Source organism: Ensifer sp. SSB1 (assembly GCF_016652895.1).
Classification (GTDB): Bacteria; Pseudomonadota; Alphaproteobacteria; order Rhizobiales; family Rhizobiaceae; genus Ensifer.
This window is the reverse complement of sequence record NZ_JAEPRP010000060.1, coordinates 3,267-18,942: the sequence shown is the minus strand read 5'-3', so window position 1 is coordinate 18,942 and position 15,676 is coordinate 3,267. Positions and strand designations below refer to the sequence as shown.

Annotated in this window: 16 protein-coding genes; 1 reads left to right on the top strand and 15 read right to left on the bottom strand. The window is 62.4% G+C overall.

Features of this window, described 5'->3' with window-relative positions:
• A partial coding sequence (locus I8N66_RS16560; RefSeq protein WP_291155380.1) for a benzoate/H(+) symporter BenE family transporter occupies positions 1-608 on the top strand: 608 nt, incomplete at its 5' end.
• 84 nt (positions 609-692) lie between these two features.
• Here the strand turns inward: I8N66_RS16560 and I8N66_RS16555 are convergent.
• The 15 genes from I8N66_RS16555 to I8N66_RS16485 all read right to left on the bottom strand — a co-directional run bounded on the left by I8N66_RS16555 (position 693) and on the right by I8N66_RS16485 (position 15,542).
• Positions 693-2,090, bottom strand: coding sequence for a family 16 glycosylhydrolase (locus I8N66_RS16555; protein WP_291155377.1), 1,398 nt, complete (start codon positions 2,088-2,090; stop codon positions 693-695).
• 101 nt (positions 2,091-2,191) lie between these two features.
• Positions 2,192-3,250, bottom strand: a complete 1,059-nt coding sequence (locus tag I8N66_RS16550; protein ID WP_291155375.1) for an AbrB family transcriptional regulator — start codon at positions 3,248-3,250, stop codon at positions 2,192-2,194.
• Complete coding sequence (locus I8N66_RS16545; RefSeq protein WP_291155371.1) at positions 3,247-3,546, bottom strand: antibiotic biosynthesis monooxygenase family protein; 300 nt, start codon at positions 3,544-3,546, stop codon at positions 3,247-3,249. The genes I8N66_RS16550 and I8N66_RS16545 overlap by 4 nt, the downstream gene beginning before the upstream one ends.
• A complete protein-coding gene (locus I8N66_RS16540; RefSeq protein WP_291155368.1) occupies positions 3,543-3,968 on the bottom strand; it encodes a cupin domain-containing protein in 426 nt (141 codons plus the stop codon). Before I8N66_RS16540 ends, I8N66_RS16545 begins: the two co-directional genes overlap by 4 nt.
• Entirely contained in the window at positions 3,965-5,365 is a 1,401-nt protein-coding gene (locus I8N66_RS16535) for an NAD-dependent succinate-semialdehyde dehydrogenase (protein ID WP_291155365.1), read from the bottom strand. Before I8N66_RS16535 ends, I8N66_RS16540 begins: the two co-directional genes overlap by 4 nt.
• Positions 5,362-6,171 carry a TIM barrel protein gene (locus I8N66_RS16530; RefSeq protein ID WP_291155362.1) on the bottom strand — a complete coding sequence of 270 codons (810 nt, stop codon included), beginning with the start codon at positions 6,169-6,171 and terminating at the stop codon, positions 5,362-5,364. Before I8N66_RS16530 ends, I8N66_RS16535 begins: the two co-directional genes overlap by 4 nt.
• 12 nt (positions 6,172-6,183) lie before the next feature.
• Entirely contained in the window at positions 6,184-6,657 is a 474-nt protein-coding gene (rraA, locus tag I8N66_RS16525; RefSeq protein WP_291155359.1) for a ribonuclease E activity regulator RraA, read from the bottom strand.
• Positions 6,658-6,668: 11 nt separating this feature from the next.
• Positions 6,669-7,307 (bottom strand): 3-oxo-tetronate 4-phosphate decarboxylase, encoded by a 639-nt coding sequence (gene otnC / locus I8N66_RS16520; protein ID WP_291155356.1) that lies wholly within the window; start codon positions 7,305-7,307, stop codon positions 6,669-6,671.
• Entirely contained in the window at positions 7,304-8,575 is a 1,272-nt protein-coding gene (gene otnK, locus I8N66_RS16515; protein ID WP_291155354.1) for a 3-oxo-tetronate kinase, read from the bottom strand. Before otnK ends, otnC begins: the two co-directional genes overlap by 4 nt.
• A 20-nt stretch (positions 8,576-8,595) precedes the next feature.
• Positions 8,596-9,261 (bottom strand): arylsulfatase, encoded by a 666-nt coding sequence (locus tag I8N66_RS16510; RefSeq protein WP_291155350.1) that lies wholly within the window; start codon positions 9,259-9,261, stop codon positions 8,596-8,598.
• Between the two features lie 59 nt (positions 9,262-9,320).
• Entirely contained in the window at positions 9,321-10,397 is a 1,077-nt protein-coding gene (locus tag I8N66_RS16505; RefSeq protein ID WP_291155347.1) for an ABC transporter ATP-binding protein, read from the bottom strand.
• Complete coding sequence (locus tag I8N66_RS16500; protein WP_291155344.1) at positions 10,390-12,150, bottom strand: iron ABC transporter permease; 1,761 nt, start codon at positions 12,148-12,150, stop codon at positions 10,390-10,392. Before I8N66_RS16500 ends, I8N66_RS16505 begins: the two co-directional genes overlap by 8 nt.
• Positions 12,151-12,211: 61 nt before the next feature.
• Complete coding sequence (locus tag I8N66_RS16495) at positions 12,212-13,309, bottom strand: ABC transporter substrate-binding protein (protein WP_113540924.1); 1,098 nt, start codon at positions 13,307-13,309, stop codon at positions 12,212-12,214.
• A gap of 124 nt (positions 13,310-13,433) precedes the next feature.
• Positions 13,434-14,528: an isocitrate/isopropylmalate dehydrogenase family protein gene (locus tag I8N66_RS16490; RefSeq protein WP_291155340.1), complete on the bottom strand. Its 1,095-nt coding sequence runs from the start codon at positions 14,526-14,528 to the stop codon at positions 13,434-13,436.
• A gap of 87 nt (positions 14,529-14,615) precedes the next feature.
• A complete protein-coding gene (locus I8N66_RS16485) occupies positions 14,616-15,542 on the bottom strand; it encodes a GntR family transcriptional regulator (protein ID WP_291155337.1) in 927 nt (308 codons plus the stop codon).
• Between the last annotated feature and the right edge of the window lie 134 nt (positions 15,543-15,676).

Below are 15,676 nucleotides of genomic sequence, written 5' to 3'. Positions count from 1 at the left end.
TCACCATGCCGGAATTCTCGCTGAACGCACTGCTTTCCGTCGCATTGCCGTTGTTTCTGATCACGCTGACCGGCCAATACATGCCGGGTATGCTGGTGCTGCGAAATGACGGCTTCAAGACCAGCGCCAACCCGATCGTCACCGCGACCGGCCTCGGTTCGCTCATCATGGCGCCCTTCGGCTCCCACGCTTTCAATATCGCGGCCATCACCGCGGCAATCGCCACCGGAAAGGAAGCGCATGAGGACCCGTCCAAGCGCTGGATCGCGGGCATCGCGGCAGGCTGCTTCTATGTGATCGTGGGTGTCTTCGGTGTGACCCTCGCTGCCGTGGTCATGGCATTCCCCGCAACATTCATCACCACGCTTGCGGGCCTCGCGCTGCTGGGCACGATCGGCGGCAGCCTTGCCGGAGCGATGGCCGATCCGACATCGCGCGAGGCTGCTCTCATCACATTCCTGGCGTCTGCCGCCAACATCAAGCTTCTCGGCATTGGCGGAGCTTTCTGGGGTCTGGTAATCGGCCTCGTCGCCTATATCGTGCTGAACGGTCGCCTGCCGCAACGCGACAGGATCAAGTTGGCCGGGACCGAGGGAGCCGCCAAATGAGCGCCGGCCTTCCGTCATCTTGATCCCTGAGAGCTTTGGCAAGGCCGGCCGCCGTGCGGGCCGCCGGCCTTGCCCGCTACCCGATTAAATGTCCCAATCGGAACCCAGCGCGTACGCCTCGATGTGGTCGATCTTCATCTCCGCTCCATCGGCAAAATCGTCATTCGGCGCTTCGGCCATTCCTCCGACCGCAAGATTGACGAGCATATACATCGGCTCGTGCATATCCGCGGGCGTGTCGGTGCGGGCGATCTCCGTGTCGTCGAAGTACCAGACGATCTCGTCTTTCGTCCAAAGCACGCCATAGTCGTGAAACCCGTCGGTATCGGCGACCTGCGCCCCGTCTCGGCTCACGGTGTGCTCACCGCTTTCATTGGAATGGGCGGTGGTGATGACGGTATTTTCGTCCTGCCCGCGCATCTCGACGACGTCGAGTTCGGGCGGCCAGGAGCCGTCGGCGGGTAGCAGCCAGAAGGCGGGCCAGGCGCCGTGGTCGTCCGGCATGTCGGCCCGCATTTCGAAGTAGCCGTAGGTCTGGGCGAAGGACGAGTAGGTCGTCAGCATCCCGGACGTGTAATCATAGCCACCGATCTCGGACTGGATTGCTTCCGATGCGCGCTCCGCGGTGATCGTAAGTACGCCGTCCCCGACCGAAAAAGGATTGGCAGCAGCGGTCGGCTCGTAGCTCGGATTGACATACCACTGCAGTTCGCCGTTTTCAGTGAGCGTCGCCCCCTCTTCCGGCGCCCACCAGTATTTCGCATCCCAGGCACCGCCCGTGTCATCGCGGAGTTGAAGCGTGTCGAAATCGTCCGAGAAAGTCTGCGTGAAGGCCGACCGGTCCAGGCTCAACTGGAACTGGCTTTCCTGCAATTGCTCGGTCGCCGTATCGGCGAGCACCAGGCTTTCACCATCGGCGAGATCAAGGCGGAGATCGTCGCCCTCCTGAACGGAGTTGGCCAGAACCTGGTCGAACGACGTGATGCCATAACCGTCGAGGCGAACGGTGTCGTTGGAGCTGAAATCGGCAATGACGTCGCTGCCATTGCCGCGCTCGAACACGAAAGTATCGGCTCCACCACCGCCAATCAGCACGTCATTGCCTGCGCGTCCGTCGATGGTTTGGCTGCCGGAACCGCCGGTGATGATGTTGTCGGCACCGTTGCCGAATGCATGTCGACCATCGCCGGTGACGGTCAGGTTCTCGAAATTCTCCGGCAAGGTGTAGCTCATCCACGTATCGATCGTGTCTACGCCTTCGCCGGGCGCCTCTTCGGCCCGGTTCGTCAATGAATAAAGGTAGTAGATATCGTCGCCCGTGCCGCCGACCATCGTTACGTCGACGGAACTGTCGCCCCAGATGGAATCGTTACCGGCGGTGCCGTAGAGGGTCGGTCCGGATCCGGTCGCGGAAAACCATGCCGTCGAGCTTCCGCTGTAATAGAGCGGTTGTCCTAGGGCGTTCATGGCAGTTCTGCTCATCGAGAAGTCTCCTGCTGGATTGTGCCCCTTCCCGGTGAGCACCCCTAGCATCTCCGACTGTGGCCTGTCGCCCACACCTCCAACTCTTTTGCCCGCGGACATCAACGCATCGGTGCGCCGAACAATCGGAAGGCAGCGGATGCGCCCGCGACGACGGTGAGCACGCGAACGACGTGATGCAGCACCACAAACGGCACTTCCACGTTGAGCGAAAGGGCAATGAGGCTCATCTCGGCGACGCCACCGGGCGAATAGGCGAGCACATAGGCGATGAGCCGGTCCCCGCCCATGAACGACAACAGCCCGGCAAACATCAGCGTCGATAGGAGCATCAGCACCGTGGCGCCGGCGGAAAGCACCATTGCCCGCACTACCATGCGCGGTGACGCGTTGGCGAAGCGGCATCCGATCGTCGCGCCAATGACGACCTGTGCCGCAGCAAGGGCAATGGCCGGCAGCTCGAAATCGGTCACACCGGCCAGATGAAGCACAGCGCTCGCAAGCATCGGCCCGACCAGAAACCGCGCCGGCAATCGCAGGACGGTACCAAGCGCAACGCCGCCGATCACCGCGCCGGCAAACCACAGCACATCCGCTACCGACACTGCGGTTTCGCCGGCGGACACGACGCCCGTTCTGTCGATCGCGACGCCCGTAAATGTCTGGATCAGAAACGGCAGCGCCAATACGACCAGGAAAATTCGGGCGGCATGGATGAGCGCGATCATCCGCTCGTCGCCGCCCTTTTCCGCGCCGAGCGTGATCATTTCGACGAGACCGCCAGGCATCGCGGAGAAGTAGGCGGTAACGGGATCCAGCTTGGCGAGGTACCGGAAATAGGCAAAGGCCAAGGTGCCGGTGATGACGATGAAGGCAATCAGGCCGCTGAGCGATACGATCCAGGCCGAGACATGTCCGAATGTTTCCGGCGAAAAGGAGGTGCCGAGCATCGCACCGATCACCGCCGTCATCGGTGGGCGCGCGTGCTTCGGCAGGGAGACGGGGACGCCTGCAAAGGCACAGATGGCCGTGGCCAGCATGGCCCCCAGCAGCCATGCAAGCGGCATATGCGCCAGCCACATCAAGAACCCGCCGAACGCACCGATGCAGAGCGTCAGCGCAAACCGGCCGCCCGCCTTGCGAAGTCCGTCGCGGCTCACCGAGCGCTCATGACCTGGCGCGTGTGCGTTACGACGGGCGCCGCCGCGAAGCAGGGGCCGACGATCTCGCGCCAAGTCTGAAAATCGGCAGAGTCTCGAAACCCTTCCATGTGATCTTCGACCGTTTCCCAATCGACGACGAGGCGATAGACCTGCGGCGTCTCGATGACACGATGGAGGGAAACCCCGTGACATCCCTTGGCGCGGAGGAACAGCGGAACAGCCTTCTCGACGCCTCGCTCGAAATCACCCTCCAGCCCCGGCTTGATGGTCAATTCTGCAACTTCCTGGATCATACCGACGCCCCCGGCTTGTGGCCATGCTCGGCGTCGATCGTGTGCTCCTCGCCGGTCGCGATCATCGTCCGGGTGGCATCGATCGATGCATAGACCCAGAAGATCCGCATGGGTTCCGTCTCCGACGCATTGATGAAGCGGTGCGGAACGTTCGCCGGAATCCAGGTCGTGTCATTGGGCCCGAGGGGATAGCGCACGCCATCGATCTCGGCGATCGCCTGACCATCGAGGATCATCACGCTTTCCTCGCAATTGTGCTTGTGAAGGCCGATCGCAGCACCTGGATCGAACGCGGTGATGCCGTTGATCATGCTCGTGGAGCCGCATTTCCGCGTGACCAGCGGCGTGGTGCGTGCGCCGTTGCCACGGTCGTTGGTCTTCAATTCCCTTGGCCGCAGGATGGCCGGCATCACCTTGCTCATCGTGCTCCTCCCTGTGCGGTCGCCGGCGTCTGGGTGGGGCCAATCCACACGGTCTTGATGTTGACGAATTCGCGGATGCCGTAGACCCCGAGTTCGCGCCCGTAGCCGGAGCGCTTGATGCCGCCGAAGGGGTAGCGAGGATCGGAAGCGACCATACCGTTGATGAAGACGGCGCCGGCTTCGATCTCGCGCGCAAGCAATCGGGCGCGTGCGAGATCGCTGGTCCAGAGCGCGGCACCGAGCCCGAACTCCGTCTGGTTGGCGAGCGTCACCGCCTCCTTGGCATCCGTCACGCGGATGATCGCCGCAACCGGCCCGAAGGTCTCCTCGCAAAAAGCAGCCATGTCGGGGCGAACGTTGTCGAGGACCGTCGGCGGATAATAGAACCCGTCGCCGTCGAGCGGCGCACCGCCAACGCGTAGTGTCGCGCCGGCAGCAAGCGTGCGCTCGACCTGTTTGTGCAGGCCGGTCATCAGGTTCTCCCTGGCCATCGGGCCGATATTCGTTTCCCGCTCCATCGGGTCGCCGATCTTCAGCTTCGCCACCTCTTGCAGGAAGAGGTCAACGAACCGGTCGGCGATGGTTTCTTCTACGATGAAGCGCTTGGCATTGACGCAGGATTGGCCGACATTGATGTAGCGCGCCTTGACCGCGATCTTCGCCGCCTCTTCGAGATCGGCGTCGGCGAGCACGATGAACGGGTCCGAGCCGCCGAGCTCAAGCACCTGCTTCTTCAACGCCTTGCCGGCCTGCGCGGCGACGATCGCCCCCACCTCCGTCGATCCCGTCAGCGTGACGGCCGCGATCCGATCGTCGGCGATGATGCCGGCAACCTTCAACGGCTCGATCAGCAGCGTGGCGAAGAGACCTTCAGGGCAGCCGGCTTCCCGCATCACCTCTTCGATCGCGAGCGCACATTCAGGGACATTGTTGGCGTGCTTCAAGATTGCGCCATTGCCTGCTGCAAAGGCAGGAGCGGCAAAGCGGAAGAACTGCCAGAACGGATAGTTCCACGGCATGATCGCCAGGACGACACCGAGCGGATCGAAGGCGATCACGCTTTCAGCCGCGTTCGACGCCACCGGTTCATCCGCAAGGTACTTCGGCGCATTCTCGGCATAGAAATCGCAGTTGTAGGCGCACTTCTCCACCTCGGCCTCAGCCTCTGTGATCGGCTTGCCCATCTCGCGGGTTATCATGGCGGCATAACGGTGTTTTCCGGCCCGCAGCACTCGCGCCATGGCGGAAAGAAGCGTGCAGCGCTCAGCAACTGGTACTCTTCGCCAGGCGGCCTGTGCCTTCGCTGCCGCGCTCAACGCCTGGTCGACATAGGCATCGCCGTGAAGGTCGTAGCGCGCAAGCTCGCGGCCGTCGGCCGGATTGGTGGAAACGATCATGCTCTTCTCCTGATTTCTGATCTCGCCCGCCAGGCGGCAAGAAATGTCAAACTCTCGACTGTGTTCGCCGAGGGTGTGAATTCGAAGCCGATGGCACCCTGAAAGCTCTGCGCTTGAAGTGCCGAAAGGACTGGCTCGAAATCGAGCGTCCCGGTCCCCGGCTCCTGTCGGCCCGGATGGTCGGCGATGTGGATGTGTCCGATCCGATAGGCATTTTCCGCGACCCACTGAGCCGGATCGATGCCGGTCGCACGCGCATGGAAGGTGTCAAACAGCAGCGAGAGATTGCCGGGACCGAAGACATCCTGCACGCGGCACGCCTGCTCCAGTGTGGAGAGCGCATAGCCCGGCACCGACCGCTCACTGATCGCCTCGATCAGGATCTTCGCCGGCGTGCCGGCCGTTCGCTGGACGGCGTAATGCAGGTTTTCGAGGTAGACACTGCCGGCGTCTGCATCGCTTCCTTGAGGTGGAACGCCGGCCATCGGGTGCACGTAGGGCGCATCGACAGCGAGCGCGAATTCAAGGGCGCTGTCGAAGGTTGCGCGAAACTCGGACTGCCGGCCCGGCAGCGCGGCGAGACCTTTTTCGCCCATTGCCAGGTCACCGAATGCGCAGGAGAGCTGCGCAAAGCGGAGACGATGTTTCTTTAAAAGGCCGCGGATGACCGCGGGCTCGAACGTCTCCAGATAAGGGTGTTCTACCGCATCAAAACCCACAGCAGCAGCCGCTTCGAAGCGTTCCTCGAAGGGTAGCTCCTTGAAGAGATAACCGGTGTGGGCCGAGAAAATGGGCTGCGCGGTCACCGCACTATCCCCTCAGCGAAGATCGGGCGCGCTGACGAGCACGCCGTCCGCATCCGCATAGAGGTGGGCGCCGGGCGCGAACGTGACGCCGCCAAATTGAACAGGTATGCCCGTCTTGCCGGGACCGTCCTTCGCGGACTTCTTTGGTGTCACCGAAAGACAGAAAACGCCCACGTCCATCTCGGCGATCTCGGCACTGTCGCGCACGGCGCCGTTGATCACGATGCCGGCCCAGCCATTGTCGCGAAGGATCATCGCGATCTGGTCGCCGAGCAACGCGACGCGGCTCGAGGCGCCACCATCGACAACTATGACCTTGCCCTCGCCCGGCATCTGCAGTTCGGCCTTCAACAGAGCATTGTCCTCGAAGCATTTGACGGTCGCGATCGGACCGCTGAAGGACTTCGTCTTCCCGAGTTTCAGAAAGGGAAGATCGCAGAAGTGCACTTCCTCCCCATGCGCATCGACGAGATCAGCCGTTTTCATCGGTGTTTCCTTCAACAGCCGCCAAAGACGGCCTTCAATTCCGTGACGTTTTCAGGGGAAAGCATGCGTTTCGGCGCATCGCGCAACAGCACCAGCAGCTTGGCAGTTTCCTCTAGCTCCTCGGCTGCGTAGACCGCCGATGCAATATCCTTGCCGGTGACGACGGGGCCATGATTGGCAAGCAGAACGGCGGCATAGCGACCACCGAGTTCCCTGATCATGTTGCCCATTCGTTCGTCGCCCGGCTTGACGTAGGGGAGCAGCTTCACTTGCCCCACGCGCATGACGACGTAAGGGGTGAGCGGCGGAATGCAGCCGTGCGGATCGATGTCGGCAAGGCAGGAGAGAGCCGTGGCGAAGGTCGAATGGAGGTGGACCACCGCACCCGTTTGCGGCCGTGTTTCGTAGAACGCGCGGTGCAGGAACACCTCCTTCGAGGGCTTGTCGCCGGAGATGTGCCGGCCGTTGCGATCGAGCTTCGAGATGCGTGCCGGATCGAGAAAGCCGAGGCACGAATTGGTCGGGGTCATCAGGATCCCGTCCTCGACCGCAGCACTGATGTTGCCGGCGGAGCCGACCGAGAAGCCACGGTCGAACAACGACTTCGAAAGCCGGGCGATCTCGTCACGTATCCTGTTCTCAGCACTCATCTGCCTGTGAGCCTTTCCAATGCTTTGGCAAAGAAATCGGGGCTGCCGAAATTGCCGGACTTCAGCGCCAACGCCACGGGACTTGCCCCGCCCGACAACAGCACCGGCACCCCAGGATCGATTTCCGGCCCAATCGTCAGCGCACCGAGATCGAGTGCCGAGACGACCGCTCCGGACGTTTCGCCACCGGCAACGACGAGGCGACGGACGCCAACCTTGACCAGTTCCTGCGCCGTTTTGGCGAAGAGATCATCGAGCGCCCCGGCAACCGCTTCCCGGCCGAAGCGCGCCTGGACCGCCTGGACCTCCTCGGGCGTGCCCGAAGAGTAAACGAGCGGCGCCCTGCCCTCGTTCGCGCGCATGAAGGACGTCAGCTCGGCGGTCGTCACCGAGCCGGCCATGACGCCGGCAACGTCGATGGCAAGCGTCGGGTGGTTCTTGCGGTGGATCTCGACCTGTTCGCGGGTCGCACCGGAGCAGCTTCCGGCGAGAATGGCCTCCGGCCCCTCGACGCCGGCAGTACTGGCGCTGTGGCCGGCAGCAAGGCCTTGCGCGATGAAGTTTGCGGCAAGACCGATCGCGATGCCGGAACCACCCGTGACAAGGCGATCTCCCGCCGCTGCACGACCGATTGCGACGAGATCCTCATCTGTGATGGCGTCGACGATGACGAGCGTGCGATTGCGCTCTCCGTTCTCCCGCAGCTCTGTTCCGATTTCGGCCGGCCCTTGCCGCACGACGGTGATATCGACATGCCCAACCTCAGTCGTCGACTGGAGCCGCAGCCAGCGCCGAATATCCGCGTCGGTCATCGGGTTGAGCGGGTGGTTTTGCAGGCCGGACCCGCTCAGAAGCCGATCCTTCACGAAGAGGTGGCCCTGATAGACCGTTCGGCCGGCACCGGGAAAAGCGGGGCAGGCAATCACGCCTTTGACGCCCAGGGCCTCGGCAAGCGCTTCAGCGACGGGGCCGATGTTGCCGGCCGGAGTGGAATCGAAGGTCGAGCAGTACTTGAAGACGATCTGCTGGCACCCCTGGTCGAGCAGCCAGCGCAGGCTCGCCAGCGACTGCTCGATGGCCAAAGCCGCGTCAACCGATCGGCTCTTCAGCGCAATCACGCCAGCCTCCACATCGGGCTCGGCCTTTGCGCGCGGGATTCCAAGATATTGTACCGTGCGAAGACCGCCCTGCCGCGGCAAGCCCTTGGCGAGCGTATTCGCGATATCGCTTGCCCCTGTAAAATCGTCTGCAATGACGCCAAGCAGCATTGAAGGTGTACTCCCGAATGTCAGGCTGTGCCGAGAAGGCGCTTGAGTTTGTCGATGGCGGCATCCGGGCTCGACAGGACCGGTATGTTCGTCACCGCCCGTACCGCAGGTACGGCGCGTGCCGTTGAGAAATGCGCAAGCACGATGCTGTCGAAGCCACGCAAACCCGCCGCCGCTTCGGCGACCAGCCGATTGTGGGTCTCTACATCCCCCGTCCGCACCGCCTCGATCGCGCCATGCACCAGGAAGCTCTCCATGGTCGCGGTCGGATCGATCCTTTCGGCCTCTTCCTGAAACTCGGCCTCCATGCCCTCGCGCGCCGGCGGAAATGTATAGAGCATTGCGGTCCTTCCCCCCGTTCGGATCGCAGCCTCGAACATCGCCTCGTTGGGTTTCAGCACCGGGATGTCGACGGTCGTCGCCGCTTGCTCGATCGCCCGCCCGAAGGCCGAACAGGTGAAGAGCACGGCCGCACTCCCGATTTGCCGCGCGTATCGGGCCAGAGCCTCGATACGCGCCGTCAGGGCTTCGGTGATGTCGGTGCTTGCGGCACGGTCGGGCGAAAGGCTGTCTTCCAGAAGGTTGACCACTTCCGCGTCCGGCCAGGCCGATGCGAAAGCAAGCTTGATCGGCTCCATCGCGATCGGCGTCGCATGGACGAGCGTTATCCGGGGCTGTCTCGACATGAAAATACCTTTGAATGGAGCGGCCGCCGGGAGGAGCGGCGACCACCAGACGACCCTCGCTAGCGCTGGCTTGCCGAGAACACCCAGACGCTTTCCGATGGAATCCGCGCCCAGACCGTACCGGTCGCCAGTTGCCGTGCGCCGTGTGCCTTGGCGACGAAATCGCCGCGACGCAGGCGGTATTCCCAGCGGTCGCCGAGATAGATGCTGTCGTCGAGATTCATCTCAAGCCCGCCCGCCTCGGGCTGGTCGCTGACGCTGATCTGCTCGACCCGGATCACCGCACGCGCGTCGTCGGATGCGTTGACGCCGGATGCCTCGCGCACCGTGCCATCGAGGCTCCAGTTGTCGCCGCCGATGACCGCGCTGCGGCCGTTGATCGATTTCACCTTCGCCTTGACGATGTTGTTCGCGCCTAGGAAGTCTGCCGAATAGAAGCTGTTCGGATTGGAATAGATCTCCTGCGGTCCGCCTTGCTGGACGATGCGACCGTCCTGCAGCAGGAGAATGTTATCGGCAGCGGCCAGCGCCTCGCTTTGATCGTGGGTGACGAGGATCGCGCAGATCTCGAGGTCGAGGATCAGCTTGCGGATCCAGTAGCGCGCCTCCTCTCTGAGCTTCGCATCGAGATTGGAGAGCGGCTCATCGAGCAACAGCACACGCGGCTCATAAACCAGCGCCCGGCAGATGGCGACGCGCTGCTGCTGGCCGCCCGACAATTGCGACGGGAAGCGATCGGAAAGATGGCCAAGGCCCATGCGTTCCAGGATCGCCTGCACACGCTTTTCGATATCGGCCTGCGTCACCCCGCGCAGCTTCAGGCCGTAGCCGACATTCTCCTTGACTGTGCGATGCGGCCAAAGGGCGTAGGATTGAAACACGAGGCCGATGTTGCGCTGTTCGGGCGGAAGCGCGAGCTTCCTTTCGCCATCGAGCACGGTCTTGCCGCCGATGACGATCTGGCCCATCTCCGGCTGCTCGAGCCCGGCGATACAGCGCAACAGCGTGGTCTTGCCGCTGCCCGAGGCACCAAGCAGGGCGACGATGGAGCCGCGCTGCGCGGTGAAGGACGCGCCTTTCAGGATCTGCAGACCGCCCAGCCACTTCTGGACATTGCTGACAACGAGTTCAGTCATGGATTTTTGCTCCCAAACGGAGGGCGAGTGCGAGACCTGCGCCCGTCAAGACGATGCTGATGAGGGAAAGAGCGGCGATCGTGTTCATGGCGCCGGTCTGAAGAAGCGAGACCATCAGCGAACCGATGACTTCCGTGCCGGCGCCCATGAGGTAGACGCCCGTCGCATATTCGCGAAGGAAGATGATCATGATGAGCGCCCAGGCACCGGCAAGACCCGGCCGGACGCTCGGGATCACCACATCCTTCCAGGTGCGGCCTATCGTTGCGCCCGTGGTACGGGCGGACTCTTCGAGCTCCGGGGCTACCTGGATCAGCGTGCCCTGCAGGAGGCGCAGACCATAGGACAGGCCGACAACCAGATAGGCGACGAAGAGGCTGACCAGCGTTGGCCTCAGCGGCGTGAGCAACGGCACGAACAGGAAGACCCAGAAGAAGGCAAGGCCGACGACGAGGCCCGGAAGCGCACGCGGCAGGAGGACGATGTAGTCCAGCACCGTGTTCGACATGCCCCAGTTGCGGTGACCGGCCAGGCCGACGGCGAGATAGATCGCCACGGCTGCAGCGCCACCGACGACCGACAGGATGATCGTGTTGACGATGCCGTTGTAGAGGCTCGGCACTTCGAGCATGCGACTGAAGTTCGACAAGGTCAGTTGATCGAAGAGATTGACGCCCTCGCCCCAGGCATCGACGAACGCGCGCACCGTGATGCCGCCGATCGGGAGAACGACCGAGACGAAGAGCCAGAAACCGATGACCGAAAGGGCAATGACCTGGCCACTGGTCCCGAGTTTCAAAGTGGCGACGCGGGCGCCCTTGCCGCCGAGCGCGGCATACTTGCGAGCATTGCGCAGCAGCCTGCGCTGCATCCACACAAGCGGCAGCGTGATCAGCACCAGCACGACCGCGACGACAGCCATGAGCTGATAGGTCGGTGTGCCGAACAGCGTCGTCAGCTTGTAGATGTAGGTGGTCAGTACCATGATCCCGTTCGGATCCCCTAGCACGAGCGGAATGCCGAAGGTTTCGAAGCCGAGCAGGATGTTGAGCGCCGCCGCAAAGATCAGCGCCGGCAGCACCATCGGCAGCGTAACGTCGCGCGAGACCTGCCAGATGGACGCGCCGGTGGTGCGGGCGGCTTCTTCGAGGTCCGACGGCAGATTGCGCATGGCCGAAGAGACATAGAGATAGACGTGCGGAACGTGGCTGAGGCCGGCAATCAGGATCATGCCCGGCAGGCTGTAGATGTTCCACGGCACGAAGCCGAGAATGTCGCGCACGAAGAGCGACACGAAACCCGTCGGGCCGACCGAGACGGTGTAGCCGAAGGCAAGCACGATCGACGAAATGAACATCGGCACGAGCACGAGGATCTCGAGCAGGCGCTTGCCCTTGATGTCGGTGCGCGTAATCAGGAAGGCAAGCAGGCCGCCGAGCGGCACCGCGATCGCCACCATGCCGAACGAGAAGATCGCCGTCGTGCCGAGTGCACGATAGAAGTTCTTGTCGGTGAAGACGTATTTGTACGCATCGAGGCCGAAGTGCGCACGGGGGCTGAAGAACGCGGCCGTCAGGAAACTCTGGTAGATGATCAGGCCGACGGGTGCCAGGACGGCGACCGCGAGCAGACCGATGACGATGCGCCGATAGAAGTTTGCATTGCCATGCCGCGGCATCTTTGCCGGATACTTCTTTTCGGCTGCGGCTTTCGTCAGGGGGACTGCAGCCGGTGCTTGGATGTGGGTAGACATTCTATGCCTCTCGCAAACGGTGGCGGAACCGCGGCGCCAGAGCGCCGCGGTCGGCTAAGCATCAGCGGCCGAGGGCGGCTTTCCAGTCGTTGAGGAACTGAACGCGCTTCATCTGGTCCATGTATTCCAGAACACCCTCGTCGACGGCGATCGGCTTCAGGCCACCACCGACACGCTCGTTGAGCGTCTTGATGTTGAGGCCGGCGGTCACGTCTTCACGGATCGACGGCAGTCCGCCTTCCGCCAGAAGCGACTGGCCTTCGGACGACAGCATGAAGTCGACGAAGAGCTTGGCCGCGTTCGAATGCGGAGCATCCTTGGTAATCAGCGCCAGACGCGAGAAGGCGGGCGTATAGTCCGTCGCGAAATGCACGCCGAGGTTCGGGCTCTCCTTGACCCAGTCGAGCGCGTAGGAGCCGATGATGTTGATGGCGATGACGTTTTCGCCCGAAACCACCGTTTCCTTCATGCCGCCGGAGCTGGAATAGATCTTGGCGCCATCGTCGCCCATGGCCTTGGCAAGATCCCAGAAGTCCGGTCGGTTGCGCGCATCGTTGGAGTGGTGCAGGAAGCCGGAACCGCTCTTTTCCGGATCGAAGGTCGCAACCTTGCCTTGAAGCTCGGTCTTGTTGTCCTTCAGGAACGTGATCATGTCGGCATAGGTCTTCGGAAGCTTGTCTTCGGAAAGGGCCTTGGTGTTGTAGATCACGCCGATCGGCTCGACGGTGGTGGCGTAGAGCGTGTTCTTGTAGTTTGCCCAGCTCGGAAGGTTGCCGGCTTCTGGTGAAGCGTAATCGGCCGCGTAACCATCCTGGACCAGCGTCATCTGCAGGTCCATCGCCGAGCTCCAGACGATGTCAGCGGTGGTCTGGCTGGCGGCAGCCTCCGAGATCACCTGGTTATAGGCACCGTTCGTCCCGAGATCGTTGTAGGCGATCTTGATGCCGTATTTCTTGGTGAAGGCATCCTGCAGCTTCTGCGACTGGGCCGCATCGGTCGAGGTGTAGATCGAAACGGTCCCTTCCTGCTTGGCCTTGGCGATCAGGTCCGCATAGTCGGCAGGGTAGCCCGCGGGCACTTCCTGCGCTTGTGCAGCAAAAGCCGTCATGAACGCGGTGACCGCAACGGCCCCAAGGCGGCCGGAAACATGCTTGTTCATCTTCTCTTCTCCCAAAAGACGCCCGGCTCCAAATCTCCTCCGGGCAGTTCCGCGAGGGCCGTTGCCGCCCTCGCGCCTCCATGTCCGTACTTTGGCTTTTAAATATCCAAAGTACAAACTCCGATCAGGCGTTCGCAAGCTTCCGCTCGCCCTCGCCGCTGCGAACGGCACGCGCCACGAGCGAACCGAATGCATCCGTGCCGATGCTGCCGCCGAGGTCGCGCGTCCGGGACGCCGGGTTCGCAAGAACCTCGTCGACCGCACGCTCGATTTCCGCGCCCGCGGCCTCGAATTGCGGCAGACCGCGCTGCTCGCCGAGCCAGCTGAGCATCATGGCTGCGGACAGGATGAGCGAAGTCGGATTGGCGATGTTCTGGTTCTGGATATCGGGTGCTGAGCCATGCTGCGCCTGGGCACAGACAAGGCCGGTCTCGGCATTGGCGTTGATCGAACCGGCCAGGCCAAGGCTGCCGGAGAGCTCGCTGGCGAGGTCCGAAAGAATGTCCGAGTAGAAGTTCGTCGCGACGATCACGTCGAAGCGCGAGGGGTCGCGGACCAGATGGGCGGCCATCGCATCGATGATGAATTCGTTGAGCGTGACCTCGGGGAATTCGGCAGCGACCTTGCGTACCTGCTGAAGGAACAGGCCGTCCGTGAGAATGAAGTTGTTGGCCTTGTGAACTGCGGTCACCTTCTTGTTGCGCTTCATGGCCAGCAGGAAGGCCTGGCGCGCGATGCGCTCGCAGGCAGACGCGGTGATCTTCCGCACGGAAAGCGCCACATCCGGCGTCGGCATGAACTCACCCGTACCGGCATACATGTTGCGGTCGGGATAAAAGCCTTCCGTCGCCTCGCGCATGATGACGAGGTCCATCTTCTTGGCGTCGTTCAGGAACGGACGGGAGCGCGCCGGACGCACGTTCGCGTAGAGGTCGAGCTTGACGCGGAAGCCTGCCGAGACGTTCACGCCACCCTTGTCGCGGGCCGGATAATCCATGTGGGACTGGGGCCCAAGGATGATGCCGTCGAAGGTGCGGGCGCGATCAAGCGTCTCGTCGCGCAGCGTCGAGCCGTACTTCTCCAGGCTCGTGAAGCCGGTGTCTTCGAAATGGTATTCGAGGCCCAGACCGAAAGCCGCGTCGGCTGCCTTCAGAACCTCCATGGTTGCCGCAGTGATCTCCGGACCGATCCCATCACACGGCGTCACGAATATTTTCATCAGCTAATCTCCCATGAGGCGACGAGCGAAGTCGCCGCTCTACGTCACGGGCGGATTATTGGCTTTTTAAATCTGAAAATGCAATCCCTATTTTTCGAGATTGTCTTTTTCATGCGCCTGGTGCGACCAGGACCAGGTAATCGGCGACTTCTTGGACAGTGCGCCGCCAAGGTGGCGACGCATCGCGTAGGAGGCTTCGACAACCTCGCCGCGCTCAAGAAGATCAAGGATTTCGAGGTGTTCCTGGCATTGCCGTACCGTGCGGCTGCGGTCGACGCGGGACCGATATTCGAGGAGGCGTCGCATGCGGTTCACCCGCACCAGCGAAATGTGAAAGAAGGGATTGTTCGACATCTTGATGAGTTCTTCGTGGAAGAGCGCACCATTGTGCAGCAGGCGCTCCGCCGGCAGTCGCTCGATGTCCGTCTCCAGCATGCGCATCTGAATGCGCCGCTGCTCATCGATGATCTTTCGATCGAGGCTGAACTCCGGCTCGAGCATGGCAGCCGGTTCGATCAGCATGCGGAAACGATAAATCTGCTCGAAGGCCTCCGGTGTCTTGGCGACCGGCAGGAATCGCCAGCCGTAACCCTGCTTGCGCTCAGCCCATCCTTCACGGGTCGCGCGCATCAGCACGTCGTTGAGCTGGGACTTGGTCAGTTCGTAGCGCTCCCGCAACGTCTGCTCCGTGACCTCCGCCGGGATGCGATCGGTTAGCCAGTCCTCGGCAAGGCGCTGGTAGTCGTTCGCAACTTCGAACGGTTCGGCATCTTCACGGACCCGCTCGGCGATGGCGCCCGGCGGTTCTTTCACGAAGAAGCCGCGGTTCTCCTTCTGCTCCAGCAGCCCCTGCCCGGCAAGGATCTCCATCGCCTCGCGGACCGGTGACCGGGAAACGCCGAAGCGGTCGGCCAATTGTTGCGTCTTCACATGGTCGCCGACGCTCAACTCCCCGGACGTCACGAGCAGGCTGATTTCGTTGGCGATAGTCTGTGCCAATTGGCTGGAGCGCATGTCGGTAGTCCCCGGATTCGTAAAACTTTGCCGGGCGCCACGATATTTCACCGCGCACGCAAAGGGAACCGAACTCCCTTGTTTTTTGCATATTCCGCCAACGAAAAAGCCAATGGAAGGGCTTTCATTGATTG

Excerpts from the sequence above, each read along its gene's own strand:
- I8N66_RS16555 (WP_291155377.1), bottom strand. The coding sequence starts at position 2,090 with ATGAGCAGAACTGCCATGAACGCCCTAGGACAACCGCTCTATTACAGC.
- I8N66_RS16545 (WP_291155371.1), bottom strand. The coding sequence starts at position 3,546 with ATGATCCAGGAAGTTGCAGAATTGACCATCAAGCCGGGGCTGGAGGGT.
- I8N66_RS16540 (WP_291155368.1), bottom strand. The coding sequence starts at position 3,968 with ATGAGCAAGGTGATGCCGGCCATCCTGCGGCCAAGGGAATTGAAGACC.
- I8N66_RS16535 (WP_291155365.1), bottom strand. The coding sequence starts at position 5,365 with ATGATCGTTTCCACCAATCCGGCCGACGGCCGCGAGCTTGCGCGCTAC.
- rraA (WP_291155359.1), bottom strand. The coding sequence starts at position 6,657 with ATGAAAACGGCTGATCTCGTCGATGCGCATGGGGAGGAAGTGCACTTC.
- otnC (WP_291155356.1), bottom strand. The coding sequence starts at position 7,307 with ATGAGTGCTGAGAACAGGATACGTGACGAGATCGCCCGGCTTTCGAAG.
- otnK (WP_291155354.1), bottom strand. The coding sequence starts at position 8,575 with ATGCTGCTTGGCGTCATTGCAGACGATTTTACAGGGGCAAGCGATATC.
- I8N66_RS16510 (WP_291155350.1), bottom strand. The coding sequence starts at position 9,261 with ATGTCGAGACAGCCCCGGATAACGCTCGTCCATGCGACGCCGATCGCG.
- I8N66_RS16505 (WP_291155347.1), bottom strand. The coding sequence starts at position 10,397 with ATGACTGAACTCGTTGTCAGCAATGTCCAGAAGTGGCTGGGCGGTCTG.
- I8N66_RS16500 (WP_291155344.1), bottom strand. The coding sequence starts at position 12,150 with ATGTCTACCCACATCCAAGCACCGGCTGCAGTCCCCCTGACGAAAGCC.
- I8N66_RS16495 (WP_113540924.1), bottom strand. The coding sequence starts at position 13,309 with ATGAACAAGCATGTTTCCGGCCGCCTTGGGGCCGTTGCGGTCACCGCG.
- I8N66_RS16490 (WP_291155340.1), bottom strand. The coding sequence starts at position 14,528 with ATGAAAATATTCGTGACGCCGTGTGATGGGATCGGTCCGGAGATCACT.
- I8N66_RS16485 (WP_291155337.1), bottom strand. The coding sequence starts at position 15,542 with ATGCGCTCCAGCCAATTGGCACAGACTATCGCCAACGAAATCAGCCTG.